Genomic DNA, 22,041 nt, shown 5'->3' on the forward strand with positions numbered 1-22,041 from the left:
TGCCGAGGTGATGCGCCCCCAGATCAGCACCCTCGGCCAGCTGCGCGCCTCCGGGCACGCGCAGAAGACCCTCCGCACCGAGATGCGCGACAACCTCCTCGACGCCCTCCGCGAGGGCCGCGACCCCTGGCCCGGCCTGCACGGCTTCCAGGACACCGTCATCCCCCAGGTCGAGCGGGCGGTGATCGCCGGGCACGACATCGTGCTGCTCGGCGAGCGCGGCCAGGGCAAGACCCGCCTCCTCCGCACGCTCAACGGCCTGCTCGACGAGTGGACCCCCGTCATCGAGGGCTCCGAGCTCGGCGAGCACCCCTACGAGCCGATCACCTCGATCAGCAGGCGCCGGGCGGACGAGCTCGGCGACGAGCTGCCCGTCGCCTGGCGCAGCCGCGAGGAGCGCTACGTCGAGAAGCTGGCCACGCCGGACACGAGCGTCGCCGACCTCATCGGCGACGTCGACCCGATGAAGGTGGCCGAGGGCCGCAGCCTCGGCGACCCGGAGACCATCCACTTCGGCCTCATCCCGCGCAGCCACCGCGGCATCGTCGCGATCAACGAGCTGCCCGACCTCGCCGAGCGCATCCAGGTCGCGATGCTCAACGTGATGGAGGAGCGCGACATCCAGATCCGCGGCTACGTCCTGCGGCTCCCGCTCGACGTGCTCGTCGTCGCCAGCGCCAACCCCGAGGACTACACGAACCGCGGCCGGATCATCACCCCGCTGAAGGACCGCTTCGGCGCCGAGATCCGCACCCACTACCCGACCGCGCTCGTCGACGAGGTCGCCGTGATCCGCCAGGAGGCCGACCTCGTCGCCACCGTCCCGGACGCGCTGATCGAGATCCTCGCGCGCTTCACGCGGGCCCTGCGCGAGTCGCCCTCGGTCGACCAGCGCAGCGGCGTCAGCGCCCGCTTCGCCATCGCCGGCGCCGAGACCATCGCCGCCGCCGCCCTGCACCGGGCCACGCGCCGCGGCGAGGAGGAGGCGGTCGCCCGCCCGATCGACCTCGAGACCGCGGTCGACGTCCTCGGCGGCAAGATCGAGTTCGAGTCCGGCGAGGAGGGCCGCGAGGACGAGATCCTCGATCACCTCCTCCGGCAGGCCACCGCCGAGACGGTCCGCGCGCACCTCCGTGGACTCGACCTCACCCCGCTCGTCACCGCCGTCGAGAACGGCGCGATGATCACCACCGGCGAGCAGGTGACGGCCGAGGAGTTCCTCGCGGCCCTGCCCGTCCTCGGCGAGTCGACCCTGTACGAGGACATCGCCGACCGGCTCGAGGCCGTCGGCGCCGGCCGTCGCGCGGGCGCCGTCGAGCTCGCGCTCGAGGGCCTCTACCTCTCCCGCAAGCTCAGCAAGGAGACGGGCGGGGGCGAGGCCGTCTATGGCTGAGCCGCTGGTCATCGGCCTCCCGCTGTCCGCCGGACTCCCGCTGCCCGGAGGGCGCTCCCGTGCCTAGGGGCAACCGCCGGCTCGGGCGCGACGCCCGCTACTCCCGCTACGACGGCGGTCCCGACCCGCTCGCCCCGCCCGTCGACCTGGCCGAGGCGCTCGACGCCATCGGCGAGGACGTCATGGCCGGCACCTCGCCCGAGCGCGCCATGCGCGAGTTCCTCCGCCGCGGCGGGCGCGACGGCCAGGGTCTCGACGACCTCGCCGCCCGGGTCGCCGAGCGCCGGCGCGAGCTGACGCAGAAGCACGGCCTCGACGGCACCCTCCGCGAGGTCCGCGAGCTGCTCGACCGCGCCGTCCTGTCGGAGCGCAAGCAGCTCGCCCGCGACACCCAGATGGACGACGGCGACCGCGCCCTCGCCGAGATCCAGCTCGACAGCCTGCCGCCCTCGCCCGCCGCCGCGGTCTCCGAGCTCTCGGACTACCGCTGGCAGAGCCCGGAGGCGCGCGCCGACTACGAGAAGATCAAGGAGCTGCTCGGCGCCGAGATGCTCGAGCAGCGCTTCGAGGGCATGAAGCAGGCCCTCGAGAACGCGAGCGACGAGGACCGCGCGGCGATCGACGCGATGCTCCGCGACCTGAACCAGCTCCTCGAGGCGCACGCCCGCGGCGAGGACACCCCCGAGCAGTTCGACGCCTTCATGGCGCAGCACGGCGAGTACTTCCCCGAGCGGCCCGAGACCGTCGACGAGCTGATCGACGCCCTGGCCGCCCGCGCCGCCGCGGCCCAGCGGATGCGCAACTCGATGACCCAGCAGCAGCGCGACGAGCTCGACGCCCTCGCCCAGCAGGCCTTCGGCACCCCCGAGCTGATGCAGTCGCTCGGTCAGCTGGACGAGACCCTGCGCGGCCTGCGCCCCGGCGAGGACTGGGGCGGCTCCGAGCGGATGGACGGCGAGCAGGGCCTCGGCCTCGGCGACGGCACCGGCGTCTTCCAGGAGCTCGCCGACCTCGACGCGCTCGCCGACCAGCTCGCGCAGCCGCACGAGCGCTCGAACCTCGACGACCTCGACCTCGACCTGCTCGCCCGCCGCCTCGGCGACGACGCGGCGGTCGACGCGCAGACCCTCAAGCGCCTCGAGAAGGCACTGCGCGACTCCGGCACCCTGCGCCGCGGCTCGGACGGCGCGCTCACCCTCACTCCGAAGGCCATGCGCCAGCTCGGCAAGGCGCTGCTGCGCGACATCGCCGACACGATGTCCGGCCGGCAGGGCGCGCGCGACGTGCGCCGGGCGGGCGCCGCGGGCGAGCGCTCCGGCGCGACCCGGCAGTGGGAGTTCGGCGACACCGAGGCCTGGGACGTCACCCGCACCCTCACCAACGCGCTCACTCGCACGGCGGGCGACGGTCGCGAGGCCGGCTCCGGCGTCCGGATCGAGATCGGCGACGTCGAGGTGCAGGAGACGGAGGCGCGGACCCAGGCCTGCGTCGCCCTCCTCGTCGACACCTCGTTCTCGATGGCGATGGACGGCCGCTGGGTGCCGATGAAGCGCACCGCCCTCGCCCTGCACACCCTGATCTCGAGCCGGTTCCGCGGCGACGAGCTGCAGCTGATCGCGTTCGGCCGCCAGGCCGAGGTGATGGACGTCGAGCAGCTCGTCGGCCTCGACGCGGAGTGGGAGAAGGGCACCAACCTGCACCACGCCCTGCTGCTGGCCAACCGGCACTTCCGCAAGCACCCCAGCGCGCAGCCGGTGCTGCTGATCGTCACCGACGGCGAGCCGACCGCGCACCTCGAGCCCGACGGGCAGATCTACTTCGACTACCCGCCGGACCCGGTGACGGTCGCCGTCTCCGTCCGCGAGCTCGACGCCTCCACCCGCCTCGGCGCGCACACCACGTTCTTCCGGCTGGGCGACGACCCGGGGCTCGCCCGCTTCATCGACTCGCTGGCGCGGCGCGTCGGCGGCTCGGTCGTGAACCCGGAGGCGGACGACCTCGGTGCGGCCGTCGTCTCGTCCTACCTGGGCGCGCGCGGCGCGGCTCCCGGCGGGCGACCGCCCGGCGACGAGCTGTTCGGCCGCGGCTGGGGCTTCTAGCGGGTCGGGCGTCCGGACGCCCGGTGCTCCCGGGCGCCCGGATCGCCGTCCGCGGCTAGAACAGCGGCCACGGCACGGCGGGCATGCTGCCGCGCGGTGCCGGGAAGCGACCGGAGGAGCGGAGCCGGTCGCAGCGCTTCGCGAACGTCGCGATCTCCTCGTCGAGCAGCAGCTCGGACAGCGCCGCGCCGAGCGGCCCGTCGATCGCCGAGCGCAGTCGCTGCAGCGCGGACAGCTCGTCCTCGGTCAGCGGCTCGCCGACCCAGCCCCAGAGCACCGTCCGCAGCTTGTGCTCGACGTGGAAGGTCAGCCCGTGGTCGACGCCGTAGCGGTGGCCGCCCGGCATCTCGAGCACGTGACCGCCCTTGCGGTCCGCGTTGTTGACCACGACGTCGAAGACGGCCATCCGCCGCAGCGCCGCCGAGTCCTCGTGCACGAGCGAGATGTCGCGGTCCTCGGCGTCGCTGCCGTCGAGGACGTGCCGCCAGCCCTCGGGCACCGCGTCCGCGGGCACCAGGTCGACGGCGTCCTGCTCCGGATCGATGTCCTGCCAGAGCTGCACCATGCCGATGCCCAGCGGTCCCTCGCGGAGCCAGGTGCGCGGCACGACGTTCCAGCCCAGCGCCTCCGAGGCGAGGTAGGCCGAGACCTCGCGGCCCGCGAGCTGCCCGTCCGGGAAGTCCCAGAGCGGCTTCTCGCCGGCGACCGGCTTGTAGACGACGGAGGTGCCGCCGATGCTGCCGAGGAACGTCGCGTTCGAGGCGACCGTGATCCGGCCGGTCAGCTCCAGCTCGCCGCTCTGCAGCTCGGAGTCGGCGGGCAGCTCGATGCCGGGCCGCTCGGCGCTCGACAGTTCGCTGCTCGGCTGCCCCGCGCTCGACAGCTCGCTGCTCTGCGGCTCGTGCTCGCCGTCCGGCCCGGCCCGATCGGTCATGTCAGCGGGCAGTCGTGCCCGTCGGGGTCCATCGGCTCGCCGCAGCGCGGGCAGAGCGGACGGCCGGCGCCGACGATCTCGAGCGTGCGCTTGGCGAAGGCGCGGGCGGTGCCGACGGGGATCCGCACCTGCAGCATCTCGTCAGGCAGCGTGGGGGAGTCGTCGATGCTGAGGTCGTCCTCGTCGTCGCCCTCGACCACCGGGTACGCCTCGATGACGACCTGCGCCGTCGACGGGTCCCAGCCGAGGCTGAGGCTGCCGACGCGGAACTCGGCCGCGACCGGCTGGTCGAGCGGCTCGTTGTCGACGAGCTCGGGAGGCGTGCCGGGCGGCACGCTCGCCGGGTTGCCCTCCGCGGACATCAGCTGGTCGAGGATCTCGTCGATCTTCTCCGCGAGCAGCGCCGACTGCTGCTTCTCCAGCCCGACGCTCACGACGCGCGGCCCGGTCCGGGCCTGCAGGTAGAAGGAGCGGGAGCCGGGGGAGCCGATCGTCCCCACGACGACGCGGTCCGGCCAGTCGAATCCGTGCACGATGGGCATGCCCCCAGTCTACGAGCGCCCGCCTGACCCACCCCTGCACGCGGACGAGACGCCCTTGCGGGCCCCGCCCCTCCGCGCGGATCGAGCAGCCCGCGCAGCGGGCGCTTCATGCTGATCGAGTAGCCCACGCAGTGGGGGTATCGAGATCCACGTCCGCCGGCGTTCGGTCTCGATACACGCTCCGCGTCTACTCGACCAGCGTGTGCCTGCGCCGCTCATGCCATTGCTGCTCGAGCAGCCTTCGCAGTGGCACCTGCATGCTGATCGAGTAGCCCGCGCAGGGGGCATATCGAGATCCACCCCGCACAACATCAGCTGAGACTGGTGTCCCTCCCCCCACAGCCGACGCCCACCCCTCTCAGCTGATGTTCTGCGCCGCTACTCGTGCCCCGCCCCGCCCCCGACCGGCGCCTCGGCCTCGGCCGGCGCCGGCGTCCGCAGCCAGCCCAGGTCGCCGGCCTCCGTGTTCATCGCGATCACGTCCGGCCGCCCGGCGCCGTAGCGGATGATCGACACCGACGCCGGCCCGACCGACAGCCGCTGGAAGAGGTCGAGATGCATGCCGAGCGCATCGGCGAGCACCGCCTTGATGATGTCGCCGTGGCTGACCGCCGCCCACACCGCGTTCGCCCCGTGCTCCGCCGCCACCGCCGCGTCGTGCCGCCGGATCGCGGCGACCGAGCGCGCCTGCATCCCGGCCAGACCCTCGCCGCCGGGGAAGACCGCCGCGGACGGCTGGTTCTGCACGACCGACCACATCGGCTCCTTGGCGAGATCCCGGAGCGAGCGCCCCTGCCACTCGCCGTAGTCGCACTCGGTGATCCCCTTCTCGATCGGCGTCGCCGGCGAGCCGTCCTGGCGCTCGAGCAGGTACCGCGCCGTCTGCCGGCAGCGCTCGAGCGGACTCGACACGACCGCGGCGAGCGGGACCGCGGCCAGCCGCTCCCCGGTGCGCGCGGCCTGCGTGCGCCCGACGTCGTCGAGGCGGACCCCGGCGGTGCGTCCGGCGAGGATCCCGGCGGTGTTGGCCGTGGTGCGCCCGTGACGGACGAGAAGGAGCGTGGGCATGCGGCTCAGCCTAGACACGCCCCCTCCGCGCCTCCTCAGGAGCCCGACCCACCTCCGGCTCGCGATTCCACCTCCGGCTCGCCGACTCCGCCGATTCCCGCGAGCCGAGCGCGTTCCGACGAGCCGAAGGCCCCCGCGAACCACCTCCGGCTCGTGATCCCGTCTCCGGCTCGCAGATTCGGCTCAGCCCCGCGAGCCGGAGTCGAATCGACGAGCCGGAGGTGCCGAGCCCTGACCTACGGCTCGCGGTTCCACCCCCGGCTCGCGGAACCCGCCGGTTCGAGCGAGCCGAGCGCGGTTCGACGAGCCCGACCCACCGGAGTCACCTCCGGCTCGCGATCACCGCTTCGGCTCGCCGAATCCGTCGATTTCAGCGAGCCCGGCGGGTACCCGCGAGCCGAAGGTCCTCCGCCCGGCTGCCGGCCCACTCCTCCCGGCGACTGATGCCGCGCAACCCGACCCTCGCTACCGTTGAGGGGCGGCCGCCCACCGCGGCCCCGTCAACACAGGCACCGAAGGGACTCCCATGGACGGGACGAACGGCACGACGCCCACCGGCACCCCGCAGTACGCGACCGGCACCCCGCAGCACGCGACCGACTCCCCGCAGGACGGCGTCGATCAGCACGACACCACCGCGGCCGTCGCGAGCCCGAGCACCGCGACCCCCGCCACCCCCGCCCCCGCCTGGGCGGCCCCCGACGCCACCGGCCGCCAGGACGAGATCGCCCTCCGCATACGGGGCCTCCGCAAGCGCTTCGGCGACAAGGAGGCCGTCGCCGGCATCGATCTCGATGTGCCGGCCGGCTCCTTCTTCGGCCTCGTCGGCCCCAACGGCGCAGGCAAGACGACCACCCTCTCGATGGCGACCGCCCTGCTCCGCCCCGACGCGGGCACCGTCACCATCCACGACGTCGACGTCTGGCAGGACACCCTCGAGGCCAAGCGGCTGATCGGCGTGCTCGCCGACGGCGTCAAGCTCTTCGACCGCCTCACCGGCCTGCAGCTGATCACCTATTACGGCCTGCTCTGCGGCATCGACCGCCCGACCGTCCTCGAGCGCGCCGACGACCTGCTCGCCCTGCTCGGCCTCGACCCCGCCGACCGCACCCTCGTCGTCGACTACTCCGCCGGCATGACCAAGAAGATCGCGCTCGCCTGCGCCCTCGTCCGCGCCCCACGGCTGCTGGTGCTCGACGAGCCCTTCGAGTCCGTCGACCCGGTCTCCGCCGCGAACATCCGCGACATCCTCACCGGCTACGTCGCCTCCGGCGGCACCGTCATCGTCTCCAGCCACTCGATGGACCTCGTCGAGCGGATGTGCGACCGTGTCGCCGTCATCGCCGACGGCCGCGTCCTCGCCGCCGGAACACTCGAGGAGGTCCGCGCCGGATCCAGCCTCGAGGAGCGCTTCGTCGACCTCGTGGGCGGCCGCACCCACCAGGAGGGCCCGGCATGGTTGCGCATCTCCTGAGGCTGCGCCTGCTGCTGCTGCGCAACACGCTCACCCGCAACGTCTGGCAGCTGATCGGCGTGATCTTCGGCGGGCTCTACGCGGTCGGCGTGCTCGGCGTCGTGGTCGTCGGGCTGATCGCGCTCGGCGCCTCCGACCCGGCGTTCGCGAACGTCGCCCTGGTCCTCGGCGGCTCCGCGCTGCTGCTGGGCTGGGTCCTCGGTCCGATCTTCGTCTCCGGCTCGGACCAGAGCCTGGACCTGCCGACCCTGGCGACCTTCCCGATCCCGCTCAGGACGCTGATGCTCGGCCTCGCCGCCGCGGGCCTCGCGGGCTTCCCCGGGATCGTCACCTCGCTGGGTGCGCTCGTCTCCGCGGCGGCCTGGTGGAGCAACCCCGTCGGCATCCTGCCCGGCCTCGTCTCGGCGGTCATCGGCGTCGCCACCTGCGTGGTCGCCTCGCGCCTCATCGGCGCGCTGACCACGGGCCTCGGCTCGAGCCGCCGCTACCGCGAGGTGATCGGCGGCGTCGTCCTGGTCGTCGTGATCCTGCTCGGACCGCTGTTCATCGGACTGACCACCGTGATCAGCGACGGCCTCGACACGCTCCCCGTCGTCGCGTCCGCCCTCGGCTGGTCGCCGCTCGGCGCGATCTGGGGCGTCCCCGGCGCGATCGTCGCGGGGGAGTGGGCGGTCGCCCTCGGCCGCTTCGCGATCGGCGTCGCGACGCTCGCCGCCGTGGTCTGGCTCTGGGCCCGGGCGCTGCGGCACGCGCTGGCCGAGCCCGCCGCGTCCTCCTCGCAGGCCGCCTCGGGCGCGCAGGGCATCGGACTGCTCGGCCGCTTCCCCGGCACCCCGACCGGCGCGATCGCCGCGCGGGCCCTCGGCTACTGGTGGCGCGACCCGCGCTACAGCCGCGGACTCCTGGTGATCCCCGCGGTCGTCGTGCTGGCCGTCTTCTACAGCGCGCTGCAGGGCGGCGGCTCGATGCTGGTCGTCCTCTCCTCCCTCTTCATCGCGCTGATCTTCGGCGTGACCCTCTGCGCCGACGTCTCCTACGACGGCACCGCCTGGGCCGCGCACGTCAGCTCCGGAGTCGCCGGCTCGGCCGACCGCGCCGGCCGCGTCATCGCCGCCGGCCTCATCGGCGTGCCGGCCGTGCTGATCGTCACCGTCGGCACCTGCCTCTACGCGGGTCGGCCGGAGTCGATCCCCGCCGTCCTCGGCATGTCGCTCGCGCTGGTGCTCAGCGGCTTCGGCGTCTCGAGCGTCGCGTCCGCGCTGGTCGTCTACCCCGTGCCGGCCCCCGGCGACAGCCCGCTGAAGACCCCGCCCGGCTCCGGGATGATCTCGAGCGTCGTGATGCTCGGCAGCATGGGCGCGACTGTGGTGCTGTCGCTGCCCTCGCTGATCCTCGGCACGATCTCGCTGGTCGGCGGCAGCCTCGGCTTCGGTCTCGGCGCGCTCGCCGCCGCCGTGGTCCTCGGCGCCGTGCTCGCCCTGATCGGCATCCGCCTCGGCGGCCGCATCCTCGACCGCCGCGCCCCGGAGCTCCTCTCCGCCCTGGTGACCATCGGCTGACCCGGGCCGCCCCCGGCCACCCCTCTCTCCACTCTCCAAAAGTTGCGGTAGTCGCGCCCGACTACCGCAACTCCTGGGTGCTCGCGAGCCTCCCCATGCGCCGCGAGCCGTCGACAACGCAGTAGTTGCGGTAGTCGCCGTCGACCACCGCAACTTCTGGAGGGTCGCGCGGCCCGCCGGTCGCCCGGGACCGTGCGGACGCGTCGAGTCCGCAGTAGTTGCGGTACTCGGCGTCGAGTACCGCAACGTCCGGATGCTCGCGCGGGCGCACGGCCGCGGACCACCCGTCTGACCTCTTCCGCTCTTCAGAAGTCGTCGTACTCGCACGCCCGGTACGACAACTTCGGCGCACCCGCCGACCTCGCGGGGCCCGCGCGCTTTGAGTCGGTCGAGTACGCGAAAGTTGCGGTACTCGGCGCCGATTACCGCAACTTCCGGAGGGTCGCGCGGCCGCGCGGGCGCGGACCGGGCGAGCGGCCGAGAGCGGCCCGGTCGGCGCGGCAGGATGGGGGCATGCGCAGCCTCGAAGTCCTCCTCGACCCGGAGTCGGAGGCCCGGATCCGCGGCCAGTGGGAGGCGCTCGAGGCGGCCGGCATCCCGAGCCTCGCGCTGCACACCTCCGCCAGCAACCGCCCGCACCTGACCCTCCTCGCCGGCCCCGAGCTGACCCCGCCGCCGCCCGGCGCGCTCGGCGAGCTCCCGGTGACCGTCGAGCTCGGCGCCGTGCTGCTGTTCCCGCACGCCGACCGCTTCGTGCTCGCCTGGGGAGTCGTCCGCTCGCCCGCCCTCGACGCCCTGCACGCCCGCGCGACCGAGCTGATGCCCGGCGCCGTGCCCACCTCGCTGCCCGAGTCCTGGACGCCGCACATCAGCGTCTCCCGCCGCCTCCGCGCCGAGCAGCTCGGCCAGGCCGTCCCCCTCCTCGGCGAGCCCTTCCCCGTCGGCCTCGCGAGCATCCGCTTCTGGAACGGCGACACCAAGACCATCACCGACCTCTGACCCCGCCGCCTTCACGTCGGCCCGTCTCTCCTCCACCCGCCTCCGGCTCGTGATTCCGCTTCCGGCTCGCGGAATCGACCGGTTTCTGCGTGCCCGAGGTGTTCCCGCGCGCCGGAGGTCCGTCGGCTGCATCTCCGGCTCGTGATCCCGGCTCCGGCTCGTGGATCCGGCTGGATTCCGCGTGCCAGGGATGTCTCCGCGAGCCGAGGAACCTGCCGTTGATGTCTGGCTCGTGGTTCCGGCTCAGGCTCGTGGATTCGGTCGGTTTCTGCGTGCCCGAGGTGATTCCGCGAGCCGGAGGGGCTCTCCCCGCACGGCCGGCTCGCGATTCTACCTTCGGCTCGTGAGATCGGCGGATTCCGGCGAGCCGGGGATCGTCCCGCGAGCCGGAGGCACTCCGGCCGCCGCCACTCCGCCGCGCCCGCCCCTCCTCCCCAGCCCCGCACCTGCCGCGACCCTCCCCAGAACGCCGCTCACCCGGGGCCGCGTCGGAGGCGGCGGGTAGAGTTCCACGGGTGACTGAGCCGACCGCGACCGCCCTCTCGACCGCCGAGCGCCCCACCGCGGACGCCCCGGCCGGCTCCTCCGCCGCGGCCCAGGAGATCCTCGAGCGGGTCTTCGGCTACGGCTCGTTCCGCGGGGAGCAGCAGGCCATCGTCGAGCAGGTCATCGGCGGCGGCGACGCGGTCGTGCTGATGCCCACGGGCGGCGGCAAGTCGCTCTGCTACCAGATCCCCTCGATCGTCCGGCCCGGCACCGGCGTCGTCGTCTCGCCGCTGATCGCCCTGATGCAGGACCAGGTCGACGCCCTGCGCGCGAACGGCGTCCGCGCCGAGTTCCTCAACTCCACCCAGGACATGGGCGAGCGCCAGCGCGTCGAGCGCGCCTACCTCGACGGCGAGCTCGACCTCCTCTACGTCGCCCCCGAGCGCCTCGGCAACGAGGGCACCAAGCAGTTCCTCGCCCGCGGCCGCATCGCCCTGTTCGCCATCGACGAGGCGCACTGCGTGAGCCAGTGGGGCCACGACTTCCGCCCCGACTACCTCGCCCTCGGCGAGCTGGCCGAGCGCTGGCCCGACGTCCCGCGCATCGCCCTCACGGCGACCGCCACCGAGGCGACCCACCGCGAGATCACCACCCGCCTGCACCTCGGCGCGGCCCGCCACTTCATCTCCAGCTTCGACCGCCCCAACATCCAGTACCGGATCGTCAACAAGGTCGAGCCGCGCAAGCAGCTGATCGACTTCCTCAAGCGCGAGCACGCCGACGACGCGGGCATCGTCTACGCGCTCTCCCGCAAGAGCGTCGAGGCGACGGCCGAGGCCTTGCGCGCGGCCGGCTTCGACGCGGTCGCGTACCACGCGGGTCTCGACGCCCGGGTCCGGGCCGCCGCGCAGTCGCGCTTCCTCCGCGAGGAGGGCGTCATCGTCTGCGCCACCATCGCCTTCGGCATGGGCATCGACAAGCCGGACGTCCGCTTCGTGGCGCACATCGACCTGCCGAAGTCGGTCGAGGGCTACTACCAGGAGACGGGTCGCGCCGGCCGCGACGGCCTGCCCTCCACCGCCTGGCTCGCCTACGGCCTGCAGGACGTCGTGCAGCAGCGCCGGATGATCGACGAGTCGCCGGGCGACCTCGCGCACCGGCGGCGGATGTCCGCGCACCTCGACGCGATGCTCGCCCTCTCCGAGACGGTGCAGTGCCGCCGGGTGAACCTCCTCGCCTACTTCGGCCAGGAGAGCACCCCCTGCGGCAACTGCGACACCTGCCTCGAGCCGCCCGCCTCGTGGGACGGCACGGTCGCCGCGCAGAAGTTCCTCTCGACGGTGGTCCGGCTCAAGCGCGAGCGCAACCAGCAGTTCGGCGCCGGCCACATCATCGACATCCTGCGCGGCAAGACCACTCCGCGCACGACCCAGCACAAGCACGACTCGATCGCGACCTGGGGGATCGGCGCCGACCTCAGCGACACCCAGTGGCGCGGAGTCGCCCGCCAGCTCCTCGCGCAGAGCCTGCTCGGCGTGAACGACGACGGCTTCGGCACGCTCGTGCTGACCCCCGAGTCGTCGTCCGTGCTGAGCGGCGAGCGCAAGGTCGAGCTCCGGCAGGAGCCGGAGCGCCCCGCGCGCTCGAGCGGCTCGTCGCGCTCCGGCCGCTCCACCGTGTCCGACCTCTCGGCCGAGGCGCAGCCCCTGTTCGAGCGGCTCCGGGAGTGGCGCGTCGCCCAGGCCCGCGCGCAGTCGGTCCCGGCCTACGTCGTCTTCAACGACGCGACTCTCCGCGAGATCGCGACGGTCGAGCCGACCACGATCGACGCCCTCAGCGTCATCGGCGGCGTCGGCCAGAAGAAGCTGATCACCTACGGCGCGGCGGTGCTCGCCGTCGTCGCCGGCGAGACTCCGGAGATCGCGGAGCCCGACGCGAACCAGGAGGCTGCCCCGGCGAGGCGTCAGCCCGCAGCGCGGTCGACGGCCGGCCGGTCGTCCGGCGCGCGCCCGTCCTTCGGCGGCGAGCGGTCCGGCCCGCCGGTCTCCTCCGCCCCGCCGGAGGACGACTGGGTCCCGCCGGAGGAGCCCGACGAGGATCCCGGCTGGGACACCTACTGAGCCCGCCGCGGCGCTCAGCCCGAGGCGACCGTGATCTCCTGAACAGCTGACCCGCGTCGCTGACCCCGCGTCGACGCCGACTCCGCGATCCCTCCCCGCGGCGACGCCTGATCGGCGGTCGGGCCGAGCTGCGCCGCTCAGCTCCCGGCGCCGGTCGACACCATCCAGCCGCCGAGCACGGTGCAGCCGAACGACAGCGCGAGCCCCGCGATCGGCACCCAGAACGCGATCCGCCGCACCACCAGCAGCACGATCGAGACGGCGATCGCCGCGAGGAACGGGACCCACACTCCGCCCGCGGCGACGAGCACGCCCCAGCCGATCAGGCCGGTGTCGCAGTCGTTCCCGCCCATGCAGGAGTCGCTCGCCATCGCGAAGAACAGGCCGAAGTAGGACAGCAGCAGCGTCGCCCCGAGCGCGCACAGGATCAGCACTATCGTCAGCACGAGGTCCCAGACCCGCACCGGGCGCCGCGACCGGTCGAGGGTCGGGGCGGTACCCGCCCGCGCCGACTCCAGCGCCTGCACCGACTCCATAGAGGTGGGCGGCCGCCAGTCCGGCCGGCTCTCGCGACGGGGCGGCGGGGGCGGAGGCAGCTGCGGCTCGCTCATGCCCCGAGCCTAGCCACGCCCCTCCCACCACCCCAGGGCGGCGGTGGAGACGAGCGGAGCACATCCCTCGTGGGCCGGCCGATCGACAAGGGTCGGATCCGACTCATGCTGGTCGAGTAGCCGCCGTAGGCGGCGTATCGAGACCCAACGCCGTCAGCAGGCGGGGTCTGCAGACCAGCCGCTCGGCGATGGTGGATCTCGATACGCCCGCTCCGCGGGCTACTCGATCAGCATGTCTCGGCGCCCGGTCCGCGGGGCTGCTCGATCAGCATGACCGGCCCCCCGCATGCTGGTCGAGCAGCCCCGCAGTGGTGTCTCCGCATGCTGGTCGAGTAGCCCCGCCAGGGGCGTATCGAGACCCACCCCCGTCAGCAGGCCACGTCCGCAGACCCGAGCCCCACCACCGGCGCATCCGCGTCCCGCTCCGCTGGCCGGTTCCGACAACCCGCCCCCGCTCGCTCCCGCCGCCCTTTGTGGCCGCGCGACGGAACTTTTCCGCGATCCACCGACCCGACCTACCGTGCAGGAGCACCGCCTCCCGACGCACTGCAGCGACGGGATCGACCGCTCGATCCTCCGCTCCGGCCGATCGCGAGCGGTCCGAGCCGAAGACGGTCGAAGGGATTTTCCTCATGAGCACCACAGCGCCCCGCCCCCACTCCGCCGCCGACGCCGCCGACCGCGCCGGATCGCGCTCCCGGGTCCGCCGCTCCCGCTCCGGCCCGATCACCCCGCCGCCGCCCGTGGATGTCCTCGGCAGCGAGGTCGACGCCCGGCTCGACGAGGACGGCGCCCCCGGCGTCGACGTGGCAGCCCTCGGCGAGCTGCTCCTCGGCGAGTGGCGCGAGCAGCGCCTCGCCACCCGCGCCCTCACCTCTCGCCCCGAGCTGCACCGGACCGACGGCCTCCCGATGGCTGAGCACCGCGCCCGGGTCACGCAGCAGATGAGCATCCTCGCGGCGGAGGGCGGCGTGCACCGCGCCTTCCCGGTCGCGCTCGGCGGCGACGCCGACCACGGCGGCAACATCGCCGGCTTCGAGGAGCTGGTCACCGCCGACCCGTCGCTGCAGATCAAGTCGGGCGTGCAGTGGGGGCTCTTCGGCGCCGCCGTTCTGCACCTCGGCACGCAGCCGCACCACGAGAAGTGGCTGCCCGGCATCATGAGCCTCGAGATCCCCGGCGCGTTCGCGATGACCGAGACCGGGCACGGCTCCGACGTCGCCTCGATCGCGACCTCGGCGACCTTCGACGAGGAGGCCGGCGACTTCGTCCTGACCACCCCGTTCCGCGCCGCCTGGAAGGACTACCTCGGCAACGCCGCCGTCGACGGCCGGGCCGCCGTCGTCTTCGCGCAGCTCGTCACCCGCAGCGTGAACCACGGCGTGCACGCGTTCTACGTGCCGATCCGTGACGAGGAGGGCGCGTTCCTCCCCGGCGTCGGCGGCGAGGACGACGGCCTCAAGGGCGGGCTGAACGGCATCGACAACGGCCGCCTGCACTTCGACCACGTCCGCGTGCCGCGCGAGAACCTGCTCAACCGCTACGGCGACGTCGCGGCCGACGGCAGCTACTCCTCGCCGATCGCGAGCCCGGGCCGCCGCTTCTTCACCATGCTAGGCACGCTTGTGCAGGGCCGCGTCTCCCTCGACGGCGCCTCCGTCGCCGCGTCGAAGATCGCGCTGACGATCGCGATCACCTACGGCGACCAGCGCCGGCAGTTCACCGGCGGCGGCGACCGTGAGGAGGTGCTGCTCGACTATCAGCGGCACCAGCGCCGACTGCTGCCGCGCCTGGCGACGACCTACGCGGCGGGCTTCGCGCACGACAGGCTGCTGCGCGCCTTCGACGACGTCTTCTCCGGCAGGAACGACACCGACGAGTCGCGGCAGGACCTCGAGACGCTCGCCGCGGGTCTCAAGGCGCTGTCCACCTGGCACGCCCTCGACACCCTGCAGGAGGCGCGCGAGGCCTGCGGCGGCGCCGGCTTCCTCGCCGAGAACCGGCTCACCCAGCTCCGCGCCGACCTCGATGTCTACGCGACGTTCGAGGGAGACAACACCGTGCTGCTGCAGCTCGTTGCCAAGCGACTGCTGACCGACGTCGGGCGCCGGTTCAAGAACGCGCAGCCGGGGGAGCTGGCCCGCTACGCGGTCGGCCAGGTCGCCGGAGCGACGGTCAACAACTCCGGACTGCGGCGGCTCGCGCAGGTCGTCGCCGACCGCGGCTCGACCGCCCGCTCCGTCGGCCAGCTCCGCGACGAGCAGCGCGAGCTGCTGACGGACCGCGTCGAGAGCATGGTCTCGGGAGTCGCGTCCCGCCTGCGCTCGGCGTCGAAGCTGCCCGCCGACGAGGCCGCCCGCCTCTTCAACGCGCACCAGAGCGAGCTGATCGAGGCCGCCCGCGCGCACGCCGAGCTGCTGCAGTGGGAGGCGTTCACCGAGGCGCTCGCCACGATCGAGGACGACGGGACGCGCACGGTGCTGACCTGGCTCCGCGACCTGTTCGGCCTCGAGCTGATCGAGAAGCACCTCGCCTGGTACCTGCTGCACGGCCGGCTCTCGTCGCAGCGGGCTCTCGCGGTGACCTCCTACATCGACCGCCTGCTCGCCCGCCTGCGCCCGCACGCCGGCGACCTGGTCGCCGCGTTCGGCTACCGCCCCGAGCACATCCGCGCGTCGATCGCGAGCGGCGCCGAGGCGACCCGCCAGGAGGAGGCGCACGCCTGGTACGAGGCCGCCCGCGCGGACGGCACCCTCCCCAACCCCGAGAAGTCGCCGAAGCGCTGACCCCCTCCGCGAGATGCCACTTGTGCACGCGACACGCCGTGAGAAGCGTGCACAAGTGGCATCTCGCGACCGGAGTCAGCGCTCCAGGAAGGCCAGGGCGGCGTCGCGCTCGGCACGGAGCTCGAGCACGGACTCGTCGATCTTGGCGCGCGAGTGGGCGTCGATCTCCAGGCCCGGGATGATCCGCCACTCGCCGTCGACGGAGCGGACGGGGAACGAGGAGATCAGGCCCTCCTCCACGCCGTAGGAGCCGTCGGACTCGACCGCCGCGGAGGTCCACTCGGTGCCGGTGACCCAGTCGTGCACGTGGTCGATCGCGGCGGATGCGGCCGAGGCGGCGGAGGAGGCGCCGCGCACCTCGATGATCTCGGCCCCGCGCTTGGCGACCCGCGGCTCGAACTCCTCGTGCAGCCAGGCGGCGTCGACCAGGTCGGCGACGGGCCGGCCGTCGACGACCGCGTGGCTGACGTCCGGGTACTGCGAGGCGGAGTGGTTGCCCCAGATGGTGACGCCGGAGATCGCGTCGACCGGAGCGTCGAGCTTCGCGGCGAGCTGCGCGACGGCGCGGTTGTGGTCGAGGCGGGTCATCGCGGTGAAGCGCCCGGCCGGGATGTCCGGGGCGCTCGCGCGGGCGATCCAGGCGTTGGTGTTGGCCGGGTTGCCGACCACGAGCACGCGGATGTCGTCGGCGGCGTGCTCGTTCAGCGCGGCGCCCTGCGGACCGAAGATGCCGGCGTTCGCCGCGAGGAGGTCCGCGCGCTCCATGCCTGCCGAGCGCGGGCGGGCGCCGACGAGCAGGGCGACGCTCGCGCCGTCGAACGCGGCGGCCGGGTCGTCGGTGACCTCGATACCGCGCAGCAGCCCGAACGCGCCGTCCTGCAGCTCGAGCGCGGTGCCGGCCGCGGAGCGCAGGCCGGCGGGGATCTCGAGGAGGCTCAGCCGGACCGGGATGTCGGGGCCGAGGAGCTGCCCGGAGGCGATGCGGAACAGGAGCGCGTAGCCGATCGCGCCTCCCGCTCCGGTGACGGCGACGGTGACGGGAACGCGCTGCATGCTCATGCGGCCGACGGTAGTCCGGCCGCCTGCGCGCCGCATCGGAAGCGGAGTCTCGATACGCGCTGCGCTGCTCGACCAGCGCAAGGAGCGACTGTCGCCGCGCTCTCCTCTCGTGCCCGCGCATGCTGTCGCTCTCCCTCGCCGCCGCGCTCCTACGCATGCTGTCGCTCTCCCTCGCCGCCGCGCTCCCGTGCATGCTGGTCGAGTAGCCGCGGCACGCGGCGTATCGAGACCCCACCCCTTCGATCCTTGACCGTTAGACCTCTAACCATTAGAGTTCTGAGCATGCAGGAACCCCGCGACCGCCCCACCTCCGGACTCGAGCTCGTCCGCTGGCTGGCGTGGGCGCAGCGCAAGGCCGGCGAGGACTGGATCCGCGCCCGCGAGCTGAGTCACGAGCAGGCCTTCGTCCTCGGCTACCTCGCGCAGACGCCCGGCGTCATCCAGCGCGAGATCGCCGAGGTCAGCCGGACGAGCCCCGCGAGTGTCACGAGCCTCCTGCAGGGGCTCGAGCGCCGCGGCCTCGTCGAGCGGCGCACCGAGGGAGGCGACGACCGCCGCAAGCGCGTCTACGCGACTCCCGCAGGTGCCGAGCTCATCGCCGGGTTCGAGGACGCCATGCTTGCCGCCGACGAGACCCTCCTCGCCCCTCTCGACCCCGAGGAGCGCGCCACCCTCCAGGCGCTCCTGACCAAGATCACCGCGGTCCTCCCGCCCCCCACCCGCTAGGCGCTCGGGCGCTCGGCCCCCGCCTCCCGTTCCGCCCCTCCTCACGCGCCGCTCCCTCGCGCGCCTCCTCACCGCGCCCTCCGCGGTGCCCCGACCGCGCCCTCCTCGGCGCGCCCTCCCTCCTCGCGCCGTGCCGGCGACCCTCGGCGCGCGCTCGACCCTGCCCGGAAGAAGCCCAGCCATGTCCAGCACCGACACCCCCACCGACACCCCCACCGACACCACGCCCACCGACACCCCCACCCCGCGCCCCGCCGCCCCCGGCTCAGACCGCTGGTACCTCTCCTCCGCCCCGATCGTCCGCGCCCTCGTGCACCTCTGCGTGCCGATGGCCGCCGCGATGATCGTCTCCGCCGTCTACAGCGTCATCAACGCCGGCGTCGTCGGCTCGCTGCACGACGCGACCCTGCTCGCCGCGATCACCCTCGGCGCTCCGCTGCTCGGGCTGGTGATGGCGGTCGGCGGAGTCTTCGGCGTCGGCGGCAGCGCCCTCATCTCGCGCCTGCTCGGCGCCTCCGAGCGCGACCCCGAGAAGGCGGGCGAGATCAAGCACGTCGCCTCCTTCGCGCTCTGGGGCTCGATCCTCACCGGCGCCGTCCTCGGCGGCCTCGGCCTGCTCCTGCTCGGCCCGCTGGTCGCGCTCCTCGGCGCCGACTCCACCACGGCCGCCGCGACCGGCGCCTTCACCGCGGTCACGCTCGCCTTCGTGCCGGTGCTCGCCGCCTCGTTCTGCCTCGAGCAGCTGGTGCGGGCGGAGGGCGCCGCCCGCCAGGTCATGGTCGGCCTGCTGCTCTCGACCGTCGCGAACCTCGTCCTCGACGTCCTCTTCATCCTGGTGCTGCACCTCGGCGTCGCCGGGGCGGCGCTCGCCGTGGGCCTCGCCAACCTGCTCGTCGTCGGCTACTTCGCCCTCTGGCTCCAGCGCCGGAGCGAGCACATCGACCTCTCGCCCCGCTGGTTCACCCTGCGCGCGAGTGTGCTGAAGCCCGTCTTCGGCGTCGGCGCCGGCGAGCTGCTGCAGTCGGGCTTCCTGATCGTGACCGCGCTCGTGCTCAACAACCTCGCCGCGGCCTACGGAGACGGACCGCTCGCGGCCATGGGCGTCGCGGTCCGCATCGCCCAGGTCCCCGAGTTCCTGGTGATGGGCATCACCCTCGGCGTCCTGCCGCTGCTCGCCTACTCCTACGGCAAGGGCGACCGCGAGCGCCTGCGCGCGGCGGTCCGCGGCGCCGCCGTCGCCGTCGGGACGATCACCGTGCTCGCGGCGGCCGCCCTCTGGCTGCTGCACGAGCCGGTGCTCGCGGTCTTCGCCGACGACCCCGCGGTGCTGACCCTCGGCGCCGTGGTGCTCGCGGCGCAGCTCGTGGCGATGATCGCCAACGGCTTCGCGGGCCTGCTGACCTCGCTGTTCCAGGCCACCGGCCGCGCTCTCGCGGCGACCACCATGTCGCTCACCCAGGGCGTCCTCTTCGTCCCGGTCGTGCTGCTCGGGAACCTCTGGTTCGGTCTCGGCGGCATCATCTGGGCGCTGACCGCCACCGAGGTGCTCGTCCTCGTCGCCGGAGCCGTGCTCTGGCTCGCCTCCCGCCGCGCCATCGACCGCGGCCTGGCCGAGGGCGACGCCGAGCGCGCCGAGGCGGTGCTCGAGCAGGCCTGACGCCGATCCGGATGCGCAACCCCCGGGCGCATCCGGGGCCGGGCCGCGTGAAATCGCTTCCCCCGACCCTGATCGTCAGTAGTGTGCGGCCCATGCGCACTCTGTACCCCGAGATCGAGCCCTTCCACACCGGAATGCTCGACGTCGGCGACGGCCACGAGATCTACTGGGAGGCCTCGGGCAACCCCGAGGGCAAGCCCGTCGTCTTCCTGCACGGCGGACCGGGCGCCGGCGCCTCGGCCACCCACCGCCGCCTCTTCGACCCGGAGAAGTACCGGATCGTGCTCCTCGACCAGCGGATGTGCGGCCGCTCCACCCCGCACGCGAGCGAGCCGGACGCCGACCTCTCGACCAACACCACCTGGTACCTCGTCTCCGATCTCGAGAAGCTCCGCGAGCACCTCGACATCGAGCGCTGGCAGGTCTTCGGCGGCTCCTGGGGCTCCACGCTGGCCCTCGCGTACGCCGAGTCGCACCCCGAGCGCGTCACCGAGATCGTCCTCCGCGGGATCTTCACCCTCCGCCGGGCCGAGCTCGAGTGGTTCTACGAGGGCGGCGCCGCCGCGGTCTACCCGGACCTCTGGGAGGGCTACACCTCGGTGATCCCGGCGGGCACGAGCGGAAGTCTGATCGAGGCCTACTACCGGCTGCTGCACGACGCCGATCCGGCCGTGCACGGTCCCGCCGGCGTCGCCTGGACCACCTGGGAGTCCTCGACCATCACGCTCCTGCAGAAGCCGGAGATGATCGAGGCGTGGTCCGACCCCGCCTTCGCCCTGGCCTTCGCGCGGATCGAGAACCACTACTTCGTGCACAAGGGCTGGCTGGAGGAGGGGCAGCTGATCCGCGACGTCGGCGTGCTGCGCGGCATCCCGGCCGTCATCGTCCAGGGCCGCTACGACATGTGCACGCCCGCGTTCACCGCGTGGGACCTGCACCGGGCCTGGCCCGAGGCGGACTTCCACCTGATCCCGGACGCCGGCCACGCGTTCGACGAGCCGGGCATCCTCGACGCCCTGATCGAGGCGACCGACCGCTTCGCCTCCTGAGCCGATCGGCGGCTCCGTCCCGCCCGGCCGGCGGGGCGGACTAGCCTGGGCGGATGCGCGCGGACGACGACAAGGGGATGGACGGCTGGCCCACCGGCCGCCTCCTCGCCACGGCGTCCCGGATGGTCGAGCACGCCTGGCACGGCGCGCTCGCCGAGATCGGCCTCACCCACGCGGGCCTGGTCGTGCTGCATCTGCTGCAGGCCGGGCCGGCCGCGCAGAAGGAGCTCGCCGCCTCCGCGCACGTCGAGGTGCAGACCATGTCGCGCACGATCGAGCGCCTCGAGCGCGAGGGGCACGTCTCCCGCGTGAGCGACTCCGCCGACCGCCGCCGGCAGCTGGTGTCGCTGACCGACAAGGGCCGCGAGGCCTGGCAGCGCGCGCACCGGCTCGAGGTCGACATGCTGCCCGGGACCCTCGACCACGGTCCGCTGCGCGAGGCGCTGCTCGACATCATCCGCGACGCGAGCGAGTCGCGCTGGGGCTGATCCGCCCGAGCCGTCCGGGCCGTCCGCAACCCCGGGCAGCGTGTCCTCGGTCGGCGCTAGTTTGACCGCATGACCTTCAACGACGACTCCCAGCTCAGCGGCGGCAAGGTCCGCCGGCGCGGCCGCACCACCGGCATCGCGGTCGGCGGCGGCGCGGTGGGCGTCGTCGTCCTCGCCCTGCTCTCGCAGCTGCTCGGGGTCGACCTGTCCGGGCTCGGCGGTCTCGTCGGCGGCGGCGGCGGGAGCTCGCCGGACCAGATCACGAGCACGGCCGTCGCCTGCGACAGCGGCGCCGATGCCAACGCCGAGGTCGACTGCCGGCTCGAGGGCGCGGCGGAGTCGCTCGACCGCTACTGGGCCGGCGCGGCGGGCTCCGTCGGGGCGACCTACACGACGACCGGCGGAGTGATCGTCTTCGAGGACCAGACCAGCACCGGCTGCGGCAACGCGACGGCCGCGGTGGGCCCGTTCTACTGCCCGCCGGACCAGACGATCTACCTCGACACCGACTTCTTCGACGAGCTGCGCACCCGCTTCGACACCTCGGGCGGCTCGCTCGCGCAGATGTACATCCTGGCCCACGAGTGGGGCCACCACATCCAGAGCCTGACCGGCGCGATGGAGTCGGCCGACCGCAGCGGCACCGGCCCCGACTCCGACTCCGTGCGCCTCGAGCTGCAGGCCGACTGCTACGCCGGCGCCTGGGTCGGCGACGCCTCGACCGTGCCCGACGAGACCGGCACCCCCTACCTCAAGCCCGTGACGCAGGAGCAGTACCGCGACGCCCTGAGCGCCGCCGCGGCCGTCGGCGACGACCGCATCCAGGAGCAGGCGACCGGCACCGTCGACCCCGAGGGCTGGACCCACGGCTCCGCCGAGCAGCGCCAGCGCTGGTTCCAGGCCGGCTTCGACGCCGACGCCACCGCCTGCGACACCTTCGCCGTCGCGGGCTCCGCCCTCTGACTCCACCCCGGAGCGGCCCCGCGTTCAT

At 73.5% G+C, this 22,041-nt stretch carries 17 protein-coding genes; 12 read left to right on the forward strand and 5 right to left on the reverse strand.

Annotated features, from left to right (window positions below):
• Window positions 1-10 precede the first annotated feature (10 nt).
• Both EDF36_RS08485 and EDF36_RS08490 read left to right on the forward strand, forming a co-directional pair.
• On the forward strand, window positions 11-1,393 hold the full coding sequence (locus EDF36_RS08485; RefSeq protein WP_123732663.1) for a magnesium chelatase: 1,383 nt from the start codon (window positions 11-13) through the stop codon (window positions 1,391-1,393).
• Between the two features lie 59 nt (window positions 1,394-1,452).
• Window positions 1,453-3,492, forward strand: a complete 2,040-nt coding sequence (locus EDF36_RS08490; RefSeq protein ID WP_123732664.1) for a VWA domain-containing protein — start codon at window positions 1,453-1,455, stop codon at window positions 3,490-3,492.
• Window positions 3,493-3,547: 55 nt separating this feature from the next.
• Here EDF36_RS08490 and EDF36_RS08495 read toward each other — a convergent pair whose 3' ends face one another.
• The 3 genes from EDF36_RS08495 to EDF36_RS08505 form a co-directional block, all read right to left on the reverse strand.
• Window positions 3,548-4,315, reverse strand: coding sequence for an SCO1664 family protein (locus tag EDF36_RS08495; RefSeq protein WP_221181638.1), 768 nt, complete (start codon window positions 4,313-4,315; stop codon window positions 3,548-3,550).
• A 107-nt stretch (window positions 4,316-4,422) separates the two neighbouring features.
• Entirely contained in the window at window positions 4,423-4,968 is a 546-nt protein-coding gene (locus EDF36_RS08500) for a DUF3090 domain-containing protein (protein WP_123732666.1), read from the reverse strand.
• A 378-nt stretch (window positions 4,969-5,346) separates the two neighbouring features.
• Window positions 5,347-6,036: a histidine phosphatase family protein gene (locus tag EDF36_RS08505; RefSeq protein ID WP_123705550.1), complete on the reverse strand. Its 690-nt coding sequence runs from the start codon at window positions 6,034-6,036 to the stop codon at window positions 5,347-5,349.
• A gap of 526 nt (window positions 6,037-6,562) precedes the next feature.
• On the opposite strand from EDF36_RS08505, the gene EDF36_RS08510 reads away from it, so the two are divergent.
• The 4 genes from EDF36_RS08510 to recQ all read left to right on the forward strand — a co-directional run bounded on the left by EDF36_RS08510 (window position 6,563) and on the right by recQ (window position 12,674).
• On the forward strand, window positions 6,563-7,510 hold the full coding sequence (locus EDF36_RS08510) for an ABC transporter ATP-binding protein (RefSeq protein WP_123732667.1): 948 nt from the start codon (window positions 6,563-6,565) through the stop codon (window positions 7,508-7,510).
• The gene (locus EDF36_RS21215) at window positions 7,492-9,069 is read left to right on the forward strand and encodes a transporter (protein WP_185020414.1); all 1,578 of its coding nucleotides are present in this window, start codon (window positions 7,492-7,494) and stop codon (window positions 9,067-9,069) included. The genes EDF36_RS08510 and EDF36_RS21215 overlap by 19 nt, the downstream gene beginning before the upstream one ends.
• Window positions 9,070-9,582: 513 nt before the next feature.
• Window positions 9,583-10,068, forward strand: coding sequence for a 2'-5' RNA ligase family protein (locus tag EDF36_RS08525; RefSeq protein WP_123732669.1), 486 nt, complete (start codon window positions 9,583-9,585; stop codon window positions 10,066-10,068).
• Between the two features lie 602 nt (window positions 10,069-10,670).
• On the forward strand, window positions 10,671-12,674 hold the full coding sequence (recQ, locus tag EDF36_RS08530) for a DNA helicase RecQ (protein WP_260300661.1): 2,004 nt from the start codon (window positions 10,671-10,673) through the stop codon (window positions 12,672-12,674).
• 137 nt (window positions 12,675-12,811) lie between these two features.
• Here recQ and EDF36_RS08535 read toward each other — a convergent pair whose 3' ends face one another.
• Window positions 12,812-13,285 (reverse strand): DUF6264 family protein, encoded by a 474-nt coding sequence (locus tag EDF36_RS08535; protein ID WP_148060000.1) that lies wholly within the window; start codon window positions 13,283-13,285, stop codon window positions 12,812-12,814.
• A 632-nt stretch (window positions 13,286-13,917) separates the two neighbouring features.
• Here EDF36_RS08535 and EDF36_RS08540 point away from each other — a divergent pair.
• Window positions 13,918-16,071 carry an acyl-CoA dehydrogenase gene (locus EDF36_RS08540; protein ID WP_123732672.1) on the forward strand — a complete coding sequence of 718 codons (2,154 nt, stop codon included), beginning with the start codon at window positions 13,918-13,920 and terminating at the stop codon, window positions 16,069-16,071.
• Between the two features lie 75 nt (window positions 16,072-16,146).
• On the opposite strand, the gene EDF36_RS08545 is transcribed toward EDF36_RS08540, so the two are convergent.
• Window positions 16,147-17,124, reverse strand: coding sequence for a malate dehydrogenase (locus EDF36_RS08545; protein ID WP_123732878.1), 978 nt, complete (start codon window positions 17,122-17,124; stop codon window positions 16,147-16,149).
• A 288-nt stretch (window positions 17,125-17,412) separates the two neighbouring features.
• Between EDF36_RS08545 and EDF36_RS08550 the strand changes: the two genes are divergently transcribed.
• The 5 genes from EDF36_RS08550 (at window position 17,413) to EDF36_RS08570 (ending at window position 22,013) form a co-directional block, all read left to right on the forward strand.
• Entirely contained in the window at window positions 17,413-17,856 is a 444-nt protein-coding gene (locus EDF36_RS08550) for a MarR family winged helix-turn-helix transcriptional regulator (protein ID WP_123732673.1), read from the forward strand.
• Window positions 17,857-18,037: 181 nt separating this feature from the next.
• Window positions 18,038-19,513: an MATE family efflux transporter gene (locus tag EDF36_RS08555; RefSeq protein WP_123732674.1), complete on the forward strand. Its 1,476-nt coding sequence runs from the start codon at window positions 18,038-18,040 to the stop codon at window positions 19,511-19,513.
• A gap of 92 nt (window positions 19,514-19,605) precedes the next feature.
• The gene (gene pip, locus EDF36_RS08560; RefSeq protein ID WP_123732675.1) at window positions 19,606-20,562 is read left to right on the forward strand and encodes a prolyl aminopeptidase; all 957 of its coding nucleotides are present in this window, start codon (window positions 19,606-19,608) and stop codon (window positions 20,560-20,562) included.
• A gap of 53 nt (window positions 20,563-20,615) precedes the next feature.
• On the forward strand, window positions 20,616-21,050 hold the full coding sequence (locus EDF36_RS08565; protein ID WP_123732676.1) for a MarR family winged helix-turn-helix transcriptional regulator: 435 nt from the start codon (window positions 20,616-20,618) through the stop codon (window positions 21,048-21,050).
• 69 nt (window positions 21,051-21,119) lie between these two features.
• The gene (locus EDF36_RS08570) at window positions 21,120-22,013 is read left to right on the forward strand and encodes a neutral zinc metallopeptidase (protein ID WP_123732677.1); all 894 of its coding nucleotides are present in this window, start codon (window positions 21,120-21,122) and stop codon (window positions 22,011-22,013) included.
• The last annotated feature ends 28 nt before the right edge of the window (window positions 22,014-22,041 follow it).

Source organism: Rathayibacter sp. PhB152 (assembly GCF_003751395.1).
Classification (GTDB): Bacteria; Actinomycetota; Actinomycetes; order Actinomycetales; family Microbacteriaceae; genus Rathayibacter; species Rathayibacter festucae.